The sequence below is a fragment of the Streptomyces coryli genome (assembly GCF_011044975.1).
Classification (GTDB): domain Bacteria; phylum Actinomycetota; class Actinomycetes; order Streptomycetales; family Streptomycetaceae; genus Streptomyces; species Streptomyces coryli.
Genome location: NZ_JAAKZV010000080.1, coordinates 1 through 16,706 on the forward strand (window position 1 = coordinate 1; position 16,706 = coordinate 16,706).

13 protein-coding genes and 1 pseudogene are annotated in these 16,706 nt (G+C 71.0%); 10 read left to right on the forward strand and 4 right to left on the reverse strand.

Annotated elements, in window-relative coordinates; translation table 11 throughout:
• Both G5C51_RS19100 and G5C51_RS19105 read left to right on the forward strand, forming a co-directional pair.
• Nucleotides 1–463, forward strand: a pseudogene (locus G5C51_RS19100) (hypothetical protein); the annotation flags it as partial.
• A 165-nt stretch (nucleotides 464–628) separates the two neighbouring features.
• The gene (locus G5C51_RS19105) at nucleotides 629–1,120 is read left to right on the forward strand and encodes a hypothetical protein (protein ID WP_240929767.1); all 492 of its coding nucleotides are present in this window, start codon (nucleotides 629–631) and stop codon (nucleotides 1,118–1,120) included.
• Nucleotides 1,121–1,138: 18 nt separating this feature from the next.
• Here G5C51_RS19105 and G5C51_RS19110 read toward each other — a convergent pair whose 3' ends face one another.
• The gene (locus tag G5C51_RS19110; protein WP_165238947.1) at nucleotides 1,139–1,279 is read right to left on the reverse strand and encodes an MFS transporter small subunit; all 141 of its coding nucleotides are present in this window, start codon (nucleotides 1,277–1,279) and stop codon (nucleotides 1,139–1,141) included.
• On the reverse strand, nucleotides 1,251–2,594 hold the full coding sequence (locus tag G5C51_RS19115) for an OFA family MFS transporter (protein ID WP_165238949.1): 1,344 nt from the start codon (nucleotides 2,592–2,594) through the stop codon (nucleotides 1,251–1,253). Before G5C51_RS19115 ends, G5C51_RS19110 begins: the two co-directional genes overlap by 29 nt.
• 145 nt (nucleotides 2,595–2,739) lie before the next feature.
• Between G5C51_RS19115 and G5C51_RS19120 the strand changes: the two genes are divergently transcribed.
• The 7 genes from G5C51_RS19120 (at nucleotide 2,740) to G5C51_RS19150 (ending at nucleotide 12,820) form a co-directional block, all read left to right on the forward strand.
• Nucleotides 2,740–3,711 carry a 2-dehydropantoate 2-reductase gene (locus G5C51_RS19120; protein WP_165238951.1) on the forward strand — a complete coding sequence of 324 codons (972 nt, stop codon included), beginning with the start codon at nucleotides 2,740–2,742 and terminating at the stop codon, nucleotides 3,709–3,711.
• A 193-nt stretch (nucleotides 3,712–3,904) separates the two neighbouring features.
• The gene (locus G5C51_RS19125; protein ID WP_165238953.1) at nucleotides 3,905–6,640 is read left to right on the forward strand and encodes a carbohydrate-binding protein; all 2,736 of its coding nucleotides are present in this window, start codon (nucleotides 3,905–3,907) and stop codon (nucleotides 6,638–6,640) included.
• Complete coding sequence (locus G5C51_RS19130; protein ID WP_165238955.1) at nucleotides 6,637–7,707, forward strand: LacI family DNA-binding transcriptional regulator; 1,071 nt, start codon at nucleotides 6,637–6,639, stop codon at nucleotides 7,705–7,707. Before G5C51_RS19125 ends, G5C51_RS19130 begins: the two co-directional genes overlap by 4 nt.
• The gene (locus G5C51_RS19135) at nucleotides 7,704–8,975 is read left to right on the forward strand and encodes a sugar ABC transporter substrate-binding protein (protein ID WP_165238957.1); all 1,272 of its coding nucleotides are present in this window, start codon (nucleotides 7,704–7,706) and stop codon (nucleotides 8,973–8,975) included. The genes G5C51_RS19130 and G5C51_RS19135 overlap by 4 nt, the downstream gene beginning before the upstream one ends.
• Nucleotides 8,976–9,051: 76 nt before the next feature.
• Entirely contained in the window at nucleotides 9,052–10,041 is a 990-nt protein-coding gene (locus G5C51_RS19140; protein ID WP_420824830.1) for a carbohydrate ABC transporter permease, read from the forward strand.
• Entirely contained in the window at nucleotides 10,038–10,865 is an 828-nt protein-coding gene (locus G5C51_RS19145; protein WP_165238959.1) for a carbohydrate ABC transporter permease, read from the forward strand. The genes G5C51_RS19140 and G5C51_RS19145 overlap by 4 nt, the downstream gene beginning before the upstream one ends.
• A gap of 23 nt (nucleotides 10,866–10,888) precedes the next feature.
• Nucleotides 10,889–12,820 carry a glycoside hydrolase family 127 protein gene (locus tag G5C51_RS19150; protein WP_338118216.1) on the forward strand — a complete coding sequence of 644 codons (1,932 nt, stop codon included), beginning with the start codon at nucleotides 10,889–10,891 and terminating at the stop codon, nucleotides 12,818–12,820.
• A gap of 1 nt (nucleotide 12,821) precedes the next feature.
• Here the strand turns inward: G5C51_RS19150 and G5C51_RS19155 are convergent, their stop codons facing one another.
• Together G5C51_RS19155 and G5C51_RS19160 are read right to left on the reverse strand one after the other, a co-directional pair.
• Nucleotides 12,822–13,751: an ornithine cyclodeaminase family protein gene (locus tag G5C51_RS19155; protein WP_165238961.1), complete on the reverse strand. Its 930-nt coding sequence runs from the start codon at nucleotides 13,749–13,751 to the stop codon at nucleotides 12,822–12,824.
• Nucleotides 13,752–13,781: 30 nt separating this feature from the next.
• A complete protein-coding gene (locus G5C51_RS19160; protein WP_165238963.1) occupies nucleotides 13,782–14,789 on the reverse strand; it encodes a 1-aminocyclopropane-1-carboxylate deaminase in 1,008 nt (335 codons plus the stop codon).
• Between the two features lie 151 nt (nucleotides 14,790–14,940).
• Here G5C51_RS19160 and G5C51_RS19165 point away from each other — a divergent pair, with 151 nt between their 5' ends.
• Nucleotides 14,941–16,695, forward strand: a complete 1,755-nt coding sequence (locus G5C51_RS19165; protein ID WP_338118217.1) for an amidohydrolase — start codon at nucleotides 14,941–14,943, stop codon at nucleotides 16,693–16,695.
• Nucleotides 16,696–16,706 lie beyond the last annotated feature (11 nt).

The window sequence follows — 16,706 nt, forward strand, 5'->3', positions numbered from 1 at the left end:
CGCCGGCATCGACCCCGTCGAGGCCGCCCCCGACCCCCGTCGCTGGCTGGTGCGTGGTGCCGTCGGCGCGGCGCTCACCGCCGTCGCGCTGTTCAGCTTCCCCGGGCCGCAGATCGGCGGCCTCTTCGACGACAAGGGTCCGGGCACCTCCGAGCGCGCCGGCACCGCGCCCCGTACGCCGCCGTCCGCCACCCCGACCGCCCCGCCGTCCTCCGCGAAGCCGACGCCGAAGCCGACCCCCGAGCCCTCGCGCACCAAGAGCTCACCCTCCGCGGACGCGGACGCGGACGCGGACAAGGACGCCGACAGCCGCGACACCGAAGAGGACAAGACAACAACCGACTCCGGCCCCCGCACAGCCACCGGCGGCGGCTCCACCCCCGCCCCGCAGCCCACGCAGCAGAAGAAAGTCCCCGGCGGCAAGTTCTACGACTGGTCGGTCTGGCTCCCCGGCGGACGCTGACCCGCCCCCGTAAAAGCAGGTCAAGATTTGGCCGAAACATGTCAAGTCAAAAATCCCGACCTCTCTTGCCTCCTCACGACCCCGGTGCCTCAATAGGCGACAGCGCGCAGACCTGACCCACCGTCAGACACGCGCCAAATCCCCCCAACAAGGAAGCGGGACGCCATGAGGCCACAAGCCATCCACAGACGCAGCACCCGCCGAGCCGCTCTCACCACCCTCGCGGCCGCCGCCGCGCTCACCACCGGCGCCCTGGTGACGGCGCCGTCCGCGGTCGCGGTCGAACCCACGACGGCCACCATCGACTTCGACTGCGGCAGTTACGGCTCCGGATCCGCCACGCTCACCGCCACCCAGGAGGGCACCGCCGCGACCATCACGGTGTCGACCTCGGCGATCACGGCGCCGATCGACATCGGCGCGGGCTCGGTCAACTCCACCCTCACCCTCACCAAGAACGGCTCCGGCACCACCACCTTCACCGGCAGCTCCAACCCGGCGATCCCGTCCGGCAGCCCGGTCTCCACCGGCCCGCTGGCCGGCACGGTCGCCGCCGGCGACAGCCTGGAGGCGGCATCCCTGGAGGTCGTGGTGCTCGGCGTCACCGCGACCTGCAATGCCACATCCGCGCAGGCACCGGGACCGTTCGTGTTCTGACCGGCCCCCGGTCAACCATCAGGTGAACAGCTGCGCGGCCTTGCGCACCAGCTCGTAGAGCCCGTAGCCGAGCGGCGCCCCGACCCAGAGCCAGGCGAAAAGAATCAGGCCGGGGCGCCTGCCCGCGCGGTCATGCCGACTTGGCTGCGAGGTCGTCATCGCTCGCCTTTCGCTGCGCTGGTACGTGATGGCGCTGATGGACCGGCCGGATCAACTCGTTGGCCACGAAGCCCACCAGCAGCAGGCCGATCATGATGCCGAGCGACAGCCCGTACAGACTCGACCCGCTCTTGCCCGCGTCCTTCTGCGAGTCGGCCACCCAGTTCACGATCAGCGGCCCGAGCACGCCCGCCGTCGACCAGGCGGTGAGCAGCCGGCCGTGGATGGCGCCGACCTGGTACGTACCGAAGAGGTCCTTCAAATACGCCGGGATGGTGGCGAAGCCGCCGCCGTAGAAGGAGAGGATCACCAGGGCGCAGCAGATGAACAGCGGCTTCGAGGAGTCGCCGAAGCTCGCGATCAGCAGGTACATCAGCGCGCCGGCGCCCAGATACAGCCGGTAGACGTTCTTGCGGCCGATCAGGTCGGAGGTCGAGGACCAGCCGATCCGGCCCGCCATGTTGGCGGCGGAGAGCAGCGCCACGAAGCCGGCCGCGGCGGAGGCGGAGACCGGGGTCGAGGTGTCCGCGAAGAAGTCCGTGATCATCGGGGCGGCCTTCTCCAGGATGCCGATGCCCGCGGTGACGTTCATGCAGAGCACGATCCACAGGCACCAGAACTGCGGGGTACGCACGGCGGAGTTGGCGGATACCTGAGGGCCGGTAGTAGCGGTGGCCTGCTCAGCGGGGGTGCCGGTCACCGGCGCCGCGCTCGGCCGCGGCACCCGGACCAGCAGCACGCCGAGCGACATGAAGACCGCATACGTCACGCCATGGACCAGGAACGCCATCGCGATGCCGCCGCTGTCCGCGCCGAACGACTCCAGCATCTGCGCCGACCACGGCGAGGCGATCAGCGCGCCGCCGCCGAAGCCCATGATGGCGATGCCGGTCGCCATCCCGGGCCGGTCGGGGAACCACTTGATGAGCGTCGAGACCGGCGAGATGTAGCCGATGCCGAGTCCGATGCCGCCGACGAAGCCGTAGCCGAAGACGATCAGCCAGTACTGCTCGGTCCAGGCGCCGAGCGCGGCGAGCAGAAAGCCCGACGAGAAGCAGCACAGGGCGACGGCCATCGCCCAGCGCGGGCCGCGGCGTTCCACGAGGGTGCCGCCGAAGGCCGCGGACAGGCCGAGCATGACGATGCCGAGCTGGAAGGGCAGGGCGCTCTGCGTGCCGGAGAGGCCGAGCGCCGCCTCGAGCGGGGGCTTGAAGACGCTCCAGGCGTAGGCCTGGCCGATGGACAGATGCACCGAAAGCGCGGCCGGCGGAACCAGCCAGCGACTCCAACCCGGTGGGGCGAGAGGGAGGGCCATGCCGGGCAACTTTAAGGATCTCAGGCCCTCTTGAACAGGTCTCCGACATACTGTAGACAATATATTGTCGACAGAATGAGTCTCCCCTTCTCATCCCCTCGTTCTCATCCCCTCGGTAACGCCCTCAACCGATCGGAGAGCCCACGTGAGAGTCGCAGTAGTCGGCGCCGGAGCCATCGGCGCGTACGTCGGAGCCGCCCTGCACCGGGCCGGCGCCGACGTCCATCTCCTCGCCCGCGGCCCGCACTTGGCCGCCATGCAGCAGCACGGCGTACGGACCCTGAGCCCGCGCGGCGACTGGACCGCGCGCGTCCCCGCCACCGACCAGCCGAAGGAGATCGGTCCGGTCGACCACGTCTTTCTGGGCCTGAAAGCCAACTCCTACGCGGCGTGCGGGCCGCTGGTGGAGCCGCTCCTGGACCGGCACACCTCGGTGATCGCCGCGCAGAACGGCATCCCCTGGTGGTACTTCCACCGCCACGGCGGCCCGCACGACGGCACCCGGGTGGAGAGCGTCGACCCGGACGGCTCGGTCAGCGCCGTCCTCGCGCCGGAGCGCGCGATCGGCTGCGTCGTGTACGCGGCGACGGAGCTCGAAGGACCCGGCGTCGTACGCCACTTGGAAGGCACTCGCTTCTCCATCGGCGAGCCGGACCGCACCATCTCCCGCCGCTGCCAGGAGTTCAGCGAGGCCATGCAGCAGGGCGGCCTCAAGTGCCCGGTCGAGCCCGACCTGCGCAACGACATCTGGATCAAGCTGCTCGGCAATATCTCCTTCAACCCGATCAGCGCCCTCACCCGCGCCACCATGCGGCAGATGTGCCTGCACGACTCCACCCGCGGCGTCATCGAGCTGATGATGACCGAGACGCTGCAGGTCGCGGCGGCACTCGGCTGCCGCCCCGACATCTCCATCGAGCGCCGGCTCGCGGGCGCGGAACGCGTCGGCGACCACCGCACGTCAACCCTCCAGGACCTGGAGAAGGGCAAGCCCCTCGAGCTCGACGTCCTCCTGGCCGCGGTGATCGAACTCGCCGCCATCACCGGCGTCCCCGTCCCCACCCTCCGTACGGTGGACGCCATTTCGGACCTTCTGGCGCAGGGGGCGGCTGCCTGAGGGACCTGGGTGGGGTCGGCCACCGCCGGCCCCACCCCCCGTTGTTCGGGATGCCGAACAGCGTACGGGAATTCGTGCACGCCTATTGCCCGGGCCTCGCGCACGCCTCCAGAATGACGCACCGATCGCCTCAATGCGCCGCAGTGTCGAACCGGTTCGACACTGCCTTGGGACAACCTCAGGAGCAGCAACGATGGTGCCACCAAGAGCACGAAGGACCCCCACCCGGCGGATACGCCCGGCGCTGACCCTCGCGGCCGGCGCCCTCCTGCTGGCCTCCGGCCTCTCCGTTCCGGCCGCCGCCGCGGACCCCGAACCGGGCCACCTCAAGGTCGATCTCGCCGACGACACCGGCGCGTTCCACGGTGGCGCCTCCGGCACCCTCTACGGGCTGTACGGCCCGGACGTGCCGACGAACAACCTCATCGAGGGCATGAACCTGCGCACCGTCGCCACCAAGGCCCAGGACGGCCCGCAGCATCCGGGAGCCGACGCCCTCGAGGTGGTCAAGCCGCTCGCCGACAGCACCGACGGCGACGTGTACGTCTACATGACCGACATCCACCGCGGCTTCCCGTACCAGTGGCCGGGCGATACGCCCGAGGAGAAGCTCGGCACGTACCGGGAGAAGGTCGCCAAGCAGGTCGACCAGGTGCTTCAGCTGCCCGCCGAGTACCAGGACAACATCGTCTTCGTGCCGTTCAACGAGCCCGAGGGCAACATGTTCGGCACCGGCGAGTGGAGCTACGACAAGGTCAGCTGGCTCGACGACCCGAAGGCCTACTTCGCCGCCTGGGACGACGTCTACAAGCTCATCAAGCAGAAGATGCCGGACGCCAGGATCGCCGGGCCCAACACCAGCGTACTGTACGACCCGCAGGTCAAGGGCTTCATGCAGCACGCCGTCGAGGCCGGCACCGTCCCCGATGTCGTCACCTGGCACGAGCTCAGCCACCCGGAGAAGGTCCGCGAGAGCGTGCGTAAATACCGCGGCTGGGAAAACGAGGTCTTCCAGGGCACCCCGCACGAGGGCAAGCAACTCCCGGTCAACATCAACGAGTACGCCTTCAACTACCACACCTCGGTGCCCGGCCAGATGATCCAGTGGGTCTCCGCGATCGAGGAGTCGAAGGTCGACGCCGACATCGCGTACTGGAACATCGACGGCAATCTCTCCGACTCCGCCGTCCAGTCCAATCGCGCCAACGGGCAGTGGTGGCTGCTCAACGCCTACGGCAACATGACCGGCCGCACCGTGAAGGTCACCCCGCCCTCCCCCGGCGAGAACTACACGATGCAGGGCGTCTCGACCCTCGACCGCGACAAAAAGCAGTCCAGGACCATCTTCGGCGGGTCGGCGGGGGCGGGGCACGTCGAGTTCGCCAACGTGCCCGGAGATGTCTTCGGCGGCCAGGTCCACGCCCGTATCCGCGAGATCCCGTGGACCGGCCAGATCGGCGACTCCGGCCCGCCGCGGACCGTCGCGGAGCGCACCATCGAGGTGCAGGACGGCAAGGCGGTGGTCGACTTCGGCAGCGGCGGCCTGCCCGCGCTGAAGGAGTCCTCGGCATACGAGGTCGTGCTCACGCCCGCCACCGGCGCCGAGGCGAAGTCCGTGCCGTCCCCGAAGTGGGAGGGCAGCTACGAGGCCGAGGACGCCGCGCACTCCGGCTCCGGCTACAGCAGGAACGGGCCCGAGGGCTCGCCCGACGACGTCTCGAAGTTCTACACCTCGGGCGGCTACGACGTCGGCGGCCTGCGCAGCGGCTCGGACGTCAAGCTCGACTTCACCGTGGACGTGCCCGAGGACGGCACGTACGACCTGAGCGTCTTCGCCAACTCCCTCAACACGTACGACCTGGTCAAGGAGAACGGCCCGACCAATGTCTTCCTCACGGTCGACGGCAAGGACGAGCAGGAGCTGAAGCTGCCGCTCGGCTACAAGTGGGTGGTCTGGGATCACGCCGACACCAAGGTCAAGCTGACCAAGGGCAAGCACACCCTGTCCCTCGCCGCCCGCAGCCTCGACGGACAGCGGGCCACCAAGGGCGATGCGATCGTCGACCGCCTCACCCTCGCGCTGCCCGGCCCGGGCGCCGAGCGGGCGGTGTACGAGGGCGAGTTGGCGACGCTCAAGAACGGCGCCAGGGCGGTCTATCCCGACAACGGCCCCGGGGCCGTCGAACTGGCGAAGGACGCGAGCGCGACCTTCTGGGTCCACTCCCCCACTGACGATGAATCCACGCTCACGCTGCACACCTCGGGCGGGAGCCAGTCCCGGCTGAACGTCAACGGACAGGACATACAGCCAGGCGGCGGCAAGACCGCCGTCTCCCTCTCCGGCGGCGTCAACAAGGTCACCGTGACCGGCGCCTCCGGCACCACCCTCCTCGACCACCTCACCGTCGAGCAGACCTCCGGCGCCCTCAAGCCGGAGACGTACCAGGCCGAGGAGGCCGCCCTCACCGGCAAGGCCGAGATCGCCACCCTCTCCGGCGCCACCGGCGGCAAGGCCGTACGCAACATCGGCGGCGAGCCCGGCAACGACAACACCGCCACCTTCCGCGTCACCGCTCCGGCCGCCGGCCAGTACGCGATGCGCATCCGCTACGCCAACCCCGAGCAGGCCGAGGCCACCCACTACAACCCCGACCCGCTGGCCCGGCACGCGGACGTCTCCGTCAACGGCGGCAAGGCCCAGCGGGTGACCTTCCCGCACTCCTTCCACGAGAACAACTTCTGGGAACTCACCGTCCCCGTCGATCTCCAGAAGGGCGGAAACACCATCAGCTTCCGCTCCGAGGAGCTGCCCAACTTCGACGGCAAGACCTACGCCTCGGACACCTGGCCCGGCATCCTGCTGCGCTCCCCGTACGCCCCCGTCCTGGACCGCATCACCCTGGCCCCGTACTCGGCGGTGCGCCCATGACGGAGCGCACGGACCAGGCAGAACGCACCGTCACCATCGGCGACATAGCGAGCGCCGCCGGCGTCTCCCGCTCCACCGCGTCCTACGCCCTGTCCGGCAAGCGGTCGATCTCCACGGAGGTACGGCAGCGGGTGGCGGACGCGGCCCGCGAGCTCGGCTATACGCCCAACGCCGGGGCCCGCGCCCTGGCCACCGCGCAGACGAAGGTGATCGGGCTGCTCGCCCAGTTCCACGAGGACGAATTCGCCCCGGCGATGCTGCAGTACATCCTCGGCGTCTCCGATACGGCCCGCGAGCTCGGCTACGACACTCTCCTGGTCAGCGAGGCCGACGGGGCGCGGGCGCTGGCCCGGATCACCAGCTCCCGGATGGTCGACGGGGTCGTGCTGCTGAACGTGGCGCAGGACGACCCCCGGCTGCCGCTGCTGCGCGCCGCCGGGCAGCCGGGTGCGCTGGTCGGGCTGCCCGGCGACTGCGACGGCGTGGACGTCTTCGACCTCGACTTCGAGGCGGCGGGCCGGCTCATGGTCGACCACATGCACCGCCTCGGCCACCGCGAGCTGATCCTCGTCTCGCAGCCGGAGCATGTGGTCGAGCGCGGCGGCGCGTATGTCTGGCGGCTGCAGGACTCCGTGGTGCAGCAGGCCGCCGCCCGCGGCATCCGGCTGCACGCGGTCTTCGGCCCGTCCGGGCAGCCGGAGGTCGGCCGGGCGCTGCACCGGCTGCTCGACGCGCATCCGGCCGCGACCGGGCTGCTGCTCAACAACGAGGCCGCGGCCGCCGCCCTGCCGTCCGTGCTGCACGAGCGCGGGCTGCGGGCGCCCCGCGACCTGTCCGTCATCGGGCGCTACTCGGACGAGTTCGCCCGGATGTTCTCGCTGCCGTACTCGGCCGTGGAGAGCGCCGCACACCGCCTCGGCGAGCTGGCCGTACGGCGCCTGGTGCGGCGCGTCACGTCGGCCGAGGCCCGCACGGACCCGTACACCGTCGAGCTCCTCGCCCCCGAACTCACCGACCGGGGCAGCACCGGCCGCCCCACTCCCACCGCGCAAGGAGAGACCCCATGACCAGCACCCGCAGCCGGGGACCCGCCCGGACCCTGGCGCTGCTCGGCGCCGTGCTCCTCGCCGTGACCGCGCCGGCCGCCTGCTCCTCCGACACCGGCGGCTCGGGCGGCGGGAGCGGCAAGTCCGGCGGCACGTACACCTGGTGGGACCCGTATCCGCAGCACAAGAAGTCGTCGGACTGGGAGCAGCGCGTCGGTGCCTGCGGCAAGGAGGCGGGCGTCACCATCAAGCGCACCGCCTACGACACCACCCAGCTCACCAACCAGGCGCTGCTGGCCGCCCAGGAGGGCACCGCCCCTGACCTCATCCTCCTCGACAACCCGGCCGTCTCCACGCTCGCCGACACCGGCATGCTCACCACCACCAAGGAGCTCGGCCTCGACACCTCCGCCGTCGACAAGAACCTGCTGGCGGCGGGCGTGCTGGACGACAAGGCGTACGGGGTGCCCATCGGCGCCAACACCCTGGCGATCTACTACAACAAGAAGATCCTGGACGGGGCCGGTGTCGACCCGGCGAGCGTCAAGGACTGGACGTCGCTGACCGCCGCGCTGAAGAAGGTGAAGACGGCGGGCGACAAGGGCATCACCTTCGCCGGGATCGGCACCGAGGAGGGCTCGTTCCAGTTCCTGCCCTGGTTCTGGGGCGGCGGCGCCGAGCTCACCGACCTGGACTCGCCGCAGGCGGTGGCGGCGCTGGAGCTGTGGACCGGCTGGCTGAAGGCGGGCTACGCGCCCGACTCGGTGAAGACCAACTCGCAGAACACCACCTGGGAGGAGTTCCTCACCGGCGACTTCGGCTTCGCCGTCAACGGCACCTGGCAGGTCAACAGCGCCAAGGAGGCGGACTTCAAGACCGGGATCATCCAGATACCCGGCAAGGACGGCGCGGCAGCACCGGCCCCCACCGGCGGCGAGTTCATCACCGCGCCCGTACAGAAGGACGACGGGCGCTACGAGACCACCAAGAAGATCGTCGACTGCATGACCACCCCGAAGGGCATGGTCGAGACGGCGAACACCTTCGCGTACTACATCCCGCCCACCAAGGACGGCCAGCAGCAGCTGCTGAAGGAGCACGCCGAGCTCAAGCCCTGGGTGGACGCCGTGCACGCCGCCAAGGGGCGGACCAGCGACAACCTCGGCACCAAGTACCCGAAGATCTCCGAGCCGCTCTGGACCGCCGTGCAGAAGGCCCTCGCCGGGTCGATGTCCGCCAAGGAGGCGCTCGCCAAGGCGCAGTCGACCGCGGAGGCGGAGACGCGATGAAGGTACTGCGTCCTCCGGGGGATAACCCCCGGACCCCCAGCCGGACAAACAGGTCAGCAAGGTGACCGGCGTGGACATCGCGAAGCAAACCCGGGGCATCTCCCGACCGGGCGCCGCCGCGGCGTCGCGGGCGAGCGCCGGCGGTGCCCGGCCGGCCGGGCCCTCGCGGCCGGCCGGGGGACGACCGCGCTCCTCCCGCTGGGCGGCGCTGGCGTTCCTCGCCCCGCTGCTGGCGTATCTGCTGGCCTTCTACGCCTATCCGCTCTTCCGCAACATCGAGCTGAGCCTGCACGACTACACGGTCAGAGCCTTCGTGCAGGGCGACGCCGCCTTCGCCGGCCTCGCCAACTACCGCGACGTCCTCGGCTCGGACGCCTTCGGCCCGGCGCTGCGCAACACGCTGCTCTTCACCTTCGTCTCGATCGCCGCCCAGTACGCCATCGGCCTCGCCCTCGCGGTCTTCTTCCGCGACGGCTTCCGGCTCTCGGGCGTGCTCCGCGCCATGTTCCTGGTGCCGTGGCTGCTGCCGCTGATCGTCTCGGGGTCGGCCTGGTCGTGGATGCTCAACAGCGACAACGGCATCGTCAACGCCGCGCTGCAGGCCTTCGGCATCGGCCAGATCAACTGGCTCACCTCCCCTGACTGGGCGCTCACCGCCGTGATCATCGCGAACGTCTGGCTCGGCGTCCCGTTCAATCTCGTCCTGCTCCACGCCGGCCTGCAGAACATCCCGGACGAGCTGTACGAGGCGGCAGCCCTGGACGGGGCGAACGCCTGGCAGCGCTTCTGGCGGGTGACCTTCCCGCTGCTCCGCCCGGTCTCGGCGATCACGCTGCTGCTCGGGCTGGTCTACACGCTCAAGGTCGTCGACGTCATCTGGATCATGACCACCGGCGGGCCCGGCGACTCCTCCACCACCCTGGCCGTGTGGTCGTACCGGGAGGCCTTCGGCACCGGCCTGCCCGACTTCTCGCCGGCCGCCACCATCGGCAACCTCCTCATCGTCATCGCGCTGGCCTTCGGCCTGCTCTATCTCCGGCTGCAGCGCCGGCAGGAGGACGTATGACCCGCTATCAGAAACGGATTCCCCGCTGGAAGACCGTCACCGGCATCCTCCTCACCGCCCTGATGCTCTTCCCGGTCTACTGGATCTTCAACGTCTCCCTCACCCGCACCCAGGACATGCGCGCGGACCCGCCGCACTGGTTCCCCTGGGACCCGACGTTCTCCGGCTACGCCGACGTCTTCCGCGACCAGCTCCCGGCCCTGACCACCAGCCTCGGCATCGGCCTCGGCTGCGTGGCGCTCACCCTGGCCATCTCCGCCCCGGCCGCCTTCGCCCTGGCGAAGCTGCGGCCGCGCGGCGCGGGCGCGCTCGGATTCGTGCTGCTGGTCGCCCAGATGATCCCGAGCGTGGTGATGGCCATCGGCTTCTACGCCATCTACGTCCGGCTCGGCTGGCTCAACACCATCTGGGGGCTGATCCTCGCGGACTCCACCATCGCCGTCCCCTTCGGCGTCATGGTGCTGACCGCCTTCATGTCCGGCATCCCGCGGGAGCTGCTGCAGGCCGCGACGATCGACGGCGCCGGCGTCTGGCGCAGCTTCCGCTCCGTCGTGCTGCCGCTCAGCCGCAACGCCCTGCTGACCGTCTCCCTCTTCGCCTTCCTGTGGGCCTGGTCCGACTTCGTCTTCGCCAGCACCCTCAGCCGCACCGCGGACGCGATCCCGGTCACCCTCGGGATCTACGCCTACATCGGCAACAACACCACCTCCTGGAACTCGATCATGGCGACCGCCGCCGTCGCGTCCGTCCCCGCGGCGGTGCTGCTCGTCGTCGCCCAGCGCTTCGTCGCCGGCGGGGTCACCGCGGGCGCCGTAAAGGACTGAAGAACCGACGTGGAGAGGACAGCGTGACCGCAGCACAGCACGACGACCAGCACGGCCGCCCCGTAGCGCCGGGCAAGGGGCGCCAACGCCCGCTCGGCATGGCCGAGGTGACCCTCACCGGCGGCTTCTGGGCCAAGCTGCAGCAGACCAACGCCGCCGCCACCCTCGCCCACTGCGAGGAGTGGATGGAGCGGCTGGGCTGGCTCGCCAACTTCGACCACGCCGCCGACGGCACCACCGGGCCGGAACGCCCCGGCTGGCCCTTCTCCGACTCCGAGGTCTACAAGCTCCTCGAGGCCCTCGCCTGGGAATACGGCCGCACCGCCGACCCGGTGCACGGCGCCGCCGTACGCCGCCTGACCGCCCGCATCGCCCGCGCCCAGGACCCCGACGGCTACCTCAACACCGCCTACGGCCACCCGGGCCGCCAACCCCGCTACAGCGACCTGGAGTTCGGCCACGAGCTGTACTGCACCGGCCATCTGCTGCAGGCGGCCGTGGCCCGGCTGCGCACCTACGGCGAGGACGAGCTCACCGCCGTCGCCCGCCGCGCCGCCGACCACGTCTGCGACGTCTTCGGCCCGTCCGGCAGGCCGGACATCTGCGGCCACCCGGAGATCGAGGCGGGCCTGGCGGAGCTGGGCCGCGCACTGGGCGAGCCGCGGTACGTCGAGCAGGCCCGGCTCTTCGTCGAACGCCGGGGTCACGGCCGCCTCGCCAACGTCCCGTTCGGCATCGGCGGCGCCGCGTACTTCCAGGACGACGAGCCGGTCCGCACGGCGGGGAGCTGGCGCGGTCATGTGGTGCGCCAGCTGTATCTGGCGGCCGCGGCGGTGGACGTGGCGGTGGAGACGGACGACGGCGAACTGCTCGCCGCCGTCGAGCGGCAGTGGGCGCACACGGTGGCCCGCCGCACGTATCTCACCGGCGGCATGGGCTCCCGCCACCAGGGCGAGGCCTTCGGCGACGACTGGGAGCTCCCCGCCGACCGCGCGTACTGCGAGACCTGCGCCGGCGTCGCCTCGGTCATGGTCTCCTGGCGCCTCTACCTGGCCACCGGCGACCTGAAATATGCCGATCTGATCGAGCGCACCGGCTACAACCTGATCGCCGCCTCCCCCCGCTCCGACGGCCGCGCCTTCTTCTACGCGAATCCGCTGCACCAGCGCGCTCCCGGCCCGGCAGCCGACGACGGCGCGGTCAGCCGGCGCGCGGAAGGGGGCACCCGCGCCGCCTGGTTCGACGTCTCCTGCTGCCCTACCAACGTCGCGCGCACTCTTGCCACTTGGCAAACGTACCTGGCCACGGTGGCGGGCGAGCGGGAGCTGACGCTCCTGCAGTACGCCGACGCCCGCATCGACGCCACGCTGGGCGACGGCAGCCCGATCGCCCTGGACGTGGAGACGGCGTATCCGGACGACGGCACCATCGCGATACGGGTCCGCCAGGCACCCCCCGCGCCGGTGACGCTCCGGCTGCGGGTACCGGCCTGGGCGGATGGCGCCTGGCTGGAGGAAGGCGGCGGCCGCCGGCCGGCAGCGCCCGGGGCGGTGGTGGTGGAGCGCCGGCTGCGGGTCGGCGAGGAACTCCGCCTCCACCTCCCGCTGTCCCCCCGCCACACCTGGCCGGACCCCCGCATCGACGCCCTCCGCGGCTGCGTGGCCGTGGAACGCGGCCCGCTGGTGCTGTGCGCCGAATCCGTCGACCTGCCGCCGGGCCTCACGCTGGACGCGATCGCGGTGGATACCGCCTCGCCCCCGACGGACCGCTCGGGCGGGACTCTGATCCGCGCCTCGGCCACCACCGACGCGGATCATGCCTGGCCCTACGACAACCGCCCCGCTCCGAGAGACACGCCGGCCCAGTCGACGGAAGTCCCCCTCGTCCCCTACCACCAGTGGGCGGAGCGGGGCCCGTCGGCGATGCGTGTCTGGCTCCCGGCCGCCCCTCGATAGCTCAGCCGAGCAGGTCCACCTCCGCGCCTACGCCCCCGCGCGCTGCCGCTTCGTATGCGAGCCAGGCCAGCGCGAGGTCCTGCCACGGGAGGCCGACGGGGGCGTAGACGCTGCGGCGTCGACCGTCCGTGCGGCCGGGGTGCGCGCCGCAGAGGATCTCGCCGAGGGTGGCGTCGGCGGCCTCGGGCGGGAGGCCGGCGGCGGCCAGGGCGCCGCCGGTGGCGGCCAGTTGCCGGTCGTCGACGACGAGCAGCACGGAGTCGAGCAGGTCGCGCGCGAGCTCCTGCTTGCCGGGTTCGTCGGCGCCCAGGGAGGTGAGGTGCTGTCCTGGGCGGGTGTCGTCCAGGTGCAGCAGCGGCTCCCGCGCCCACGTGGCGAGCAGCACGACATCGGCGGCTGCCGCCACCTCGCGGGCCGAGGCGAGCGCCCGCCCACCGTGCCGCACGCCGAATGCCGCGGCCCGGGCCGGGTCCGTATCGCACACCACCAGCTCTTCGATACGCCGCAGCGCCCGCAGCCCGCGCACCATCAGCTCCGCCTGCGCACCGGCCCCGACCACACCGACCGTCGCCGCGCCGGCCGGCGCCAGCAGATGCGTCCCGAGGGCCGCCGCAAGCCCGGTCCGCCACGCCGTGATCGTCGCCGAGTCCAGCAGCGCCAGCAGCTCACCATCGACCCCGCTGTGCAGGCACACCACCCCGCGCAGGGCCGGATCGGCGCCGGGGAACTTCGCGTTGACCTTCACCGTGTACGCCTCGACCCCCGGCAGCACACCGGGGATCAGGGCGGTCGCCGTACCGGGAAACGGCAGCCCGGCGCTCACCCGCCGCGCTTCCCCGCCGCCCTCCCGAAAGCCCGTGCGCAGCGCCTCAAGACACGCCGCGGGCTCCAGCACGGCCTGCAGGTCGCTCCTGGTCAAGATCCGGGTCATCGAGTCATGATCGCAGCAAGCGGCGCACCCTCACCGGAACGCGCCGCTGTAGGCGTTGAGCGCCGGTTGCCCGCCCAGGTGTGCGTAGAGAACATTCGACTCGCGCGGGATGTCTCCGGAGCGGACGAGGTCGACGAGCCCGGCCATCGACTTGCCCTCGTAGACGGGGTCCAGGATGACGCCTTCGAGGCGGCCGACGAGCTCGATCGCCGCCACGGTGGATTCGACCGGGATGCCGTACACATCACCGGCCCAGCCCTCGAGCAGGACGATCTCGTCGTCGCGCACCTCCCGCCCGATATCGATGAGTTCCGCCGTGCTCCGCGCGATCCTTGCCACCTGCGCCCGCGTCTGCGCCGGCTTGGCCGACGCGTCGATGCCCAGGATCCGGCGCGGGCGGTCCTGGCCGGCGAAGCCCGCGATCATGCCGGCCTGGGTGCTGCCGGTGACGCTGCAGACGACGATCGTGTCGAAGAAGACGCCGAGTTCGGCTTCCTGCCGCTCCACCTCCGCCGCCCAGTGTGCGAAGCCGAGGCCGCCCAGCGGGTGGTCGGAGGCGCCGGCCGGGATGGCGTACGGGGTGCCGCCGGCCGCGCGGACGTCGTCCAGGGCCTGCTGCCAGCTGTCCTTGACGCCGATGTCGAAGCCGGCCCGCACCAGGCGGACGTCGGCGCCCATGATGCGGGAGAGGAGGATGTTGCCGACCTTGTCGTTCACCGCGTCCGGCCAGTCGACCCAGCTCTCCTGGACCAGTACGGCCTTCAGCCCGGCGCGGGCGGCGACGGCGGCCACCTGGCGGGTGTGGTTGGACTGCACGCCGCCGATGCTGACCAAGGTGTCGGCGCCCTGCGCGAGGGCGTCGGGCAGCAGGTACTCCAGCTTGCGGGTCTTGTTGCCGCCGTAGGCGAGGCCGCTGTTGCAGTCCTCCCGCTTGGCCCAGATCCGGGCGCCACCGAGGTGGGCGGTGAGGCGGTCCAGCGGGTGGACGGGGCTGGGGCCGAAGAGCAAGGGGTAGCGGTCGAAATCTTCGAGCGGCATCGGGGGCTCCTCTGCTCCGGTCTGCTCCGGGTTACACGTGTAACTCCCATGTAATCACGCGCTGTTGACAGGGAAACGTCTGAGGTCCAGGGTGCTGGTCACTCGCCGTTCAGTTGGCCGTTACACCCATCCTCACCCCCCGGAGGCGCTTGTGTGTGACCTGCACGACCAGCACGACCACGAGGTCACCGACGGACTCGTCGCAGGACAAGGCGACCCGGCGCTCTCCCGGCGCCGGATCGTCCAGTTGCTCGGCGCCGCCGGGCTGACCTCCGCGATGACGGTCGCGGAGACCGATCCGGCGATGGCCGCGGCCGGCGACGCGCCGCGGGAGGCCGCCGCCGGTGCGTACGAGCCGCCGAAGGGTCTGGCCGAGGACAGCCCCGCCAAGCGGGCCGCGCTCGCCTGGGTGGACGGCAACTCCGCCCGTATCACCAAGCTCAACAGCACCATCTGGGAGCACGCCGAGCTGTCCCTGCGCGAGTGGCGGTCGTCGCTCGCGCAGGCCGACTTCCTCGAAGCGGCGGGCTTCGAGGTGAAGTTCGGCACGGCGGGTTTCCCGACCGCCTTCACCGCCACCTTCCGGGAGGGCGAGGGCGGGCCGGTCCTCGGCTTCAGCGGCGAATACGACGCGCTGCCCGGCCTCTCGCAGAAGAGCGGGGTGGGGCAGCACGACCCGCGCGAGTATGTCCACGATCCCTTCGCGCCCGGCTACGGCCCCGGCCACGGCTGCGGCCACAGCGCGCTCGGCACCGCCGCTGCCGCCGCGGCCGCCGCCGTCGCCCGCGCCGCGCGGCAGCACCGGAAGCCGGTGACGGTGAAGTTCTTCGGCTCCACCGCCGAGGAGACGCTGATCGGCAAGACGTACGCGGTGAGCAAGGGCGTGTACGACGGCCTCGACGCCTTCCTCGACTGGCACCCGTCGACCGCCAACGCGACCGGCTGGGGCTCGAGCACGGCGATGACCGCCGTCACCTTCACTTTCCTGGGCGTCGCCGGCCACGGCGGGACTCCGCTCGGCAACAAGAGCGCCCTCGACGCCGCCGTGATGATGGCGACGATGTCGGAATTCTTGCGCGAGGAGAATCTGGCCCCCTCCGGCCGCCTCCACTGGGTCATCAACAACGGCGGCGACATCCCGAATGTGACGCCGGAGATAGCCGAGATCTCGTACTACGTGCGCGAAGGCAGCCCGGCCCGGGTCAAGGTCCTGCTGGACAAGGTGATCGCCGTGTCCGAGGCCGCGGCCACCGCCTCGCAGACGAAGGTGAGCCACCGCATCACGTCCGCCTGCTGGAACCAGCTCCCGGCGAGGGCCTTCGCGGAGCTGCTGCACGAGAACATGCGGCAGATCGGCCCGCCGGACTTCACCGACGAGGCGCAGCAGCTCGCCAAGGAGCTGCAGGACTCCCTCGGCCTCCCACAGAAGGGCATGCACACCGAGATCGGTGAACTGACCCCGCCCAACCCGGTCTTCATGGGCGGCGGCTCCACGGACGTGGCCGACATCAGCTGGAACGTCCCGACCGTCTCCATGGGCGCGGCCCTCGCCCCCATCGGCACCAAGATGCACACCTGGTCCACGGCCGCCTGCGCGGCCTCCGCCCCGGGCCGGGCGGCGGTGCTCGCAGCCGCGAAGTACCTGGCGGCGACCGCTATGGACCTGGTGACCCAGCCGGAGCGACTGAAGGCCCTCAAGACAGAGTTCGCGGAACGAACCAAGGACGTCGACTGGAAAACCGCCCTCCCGGACGACTACGAGCCGCCCATGTACGAGCCTCCGGCGTGGTTCCTCCGCCGCACCGGCCAGAAGTGGCCCCCGGACAACATCACCTGGCCGCCGAAGCGAGTGATCTCCCGCGAGAAGCTCTCCTCCCTGGGCCCGGAGCTCAGCCCGCAGAAGTGACCGCCAGGCGG

Bases quoted from the DNA above. Each gene is read 5' to 3' on its own strand.
- G5C51_RS19110 (WP_165238947.1), bottom strand. From the start codon at position 1,279: ATGACGACCTCGCAGCCAAGTCGGCATGACCGCGCGGGCAGGCGCCCC.
- G5C51_RS19155 (WP_165238961.1), bottom strand. From the start codon at position 13,751: ATGACCCGGATCTTGACCAGGAGCGACCTGCAGGCCGTGCTGGAGCCC.
- G5C51_RS19125 (WP_165238953.1), top strand. From the start codon at position 3,905: ATGGTGCCACCAAGAGCACGAAGGACCCCCACCCGGCGGATACGCCCG.
- G5C51_RS19105 (WP_240929767.1), top strand. From the start codon at position 629: ATGAGGCCACAAGCCATCCACAGACGCAGCACCCGCCGAGCCGCTCTC.
- G5C51_RS19130 (WP_165238955.1), top strand. From the start codon at position 6,637: ATGACGGAGCGCACGGACCAGGCAGAACGCACCGTCACCATCGGCGAC.
- G5C51_RS19115 (WP_165238949.1), bottom strand. From the start codon at position 2,594: ATGGCCCTCCCTCTCGCCCCACCGGGTTGGAGTCGCTGGCTGGTTCCG.
- G5C51_RS19135 (WP_165238957.1), top strand. From the start codon at position 7,704: ATGACCAGCACCCGCAGCCGGGGACCCGCCCGGACCCTGGCGCTGCTC.
- G5C51_RS19160 (WP_165238963.1), bottom strand. From the start codon at position 14,789: ATGCCGCTCGAAGATTTCGACCGCTACCCCTTGCTCTTCGGCCCCAGC.
- G5C51_RS19145 (WP_165238959.1), top strand. From the start codon at position 10,038: ATGACCCGCTATCAGAAACGGATTCCCCGCTGGAAGACCGTCACCGGC.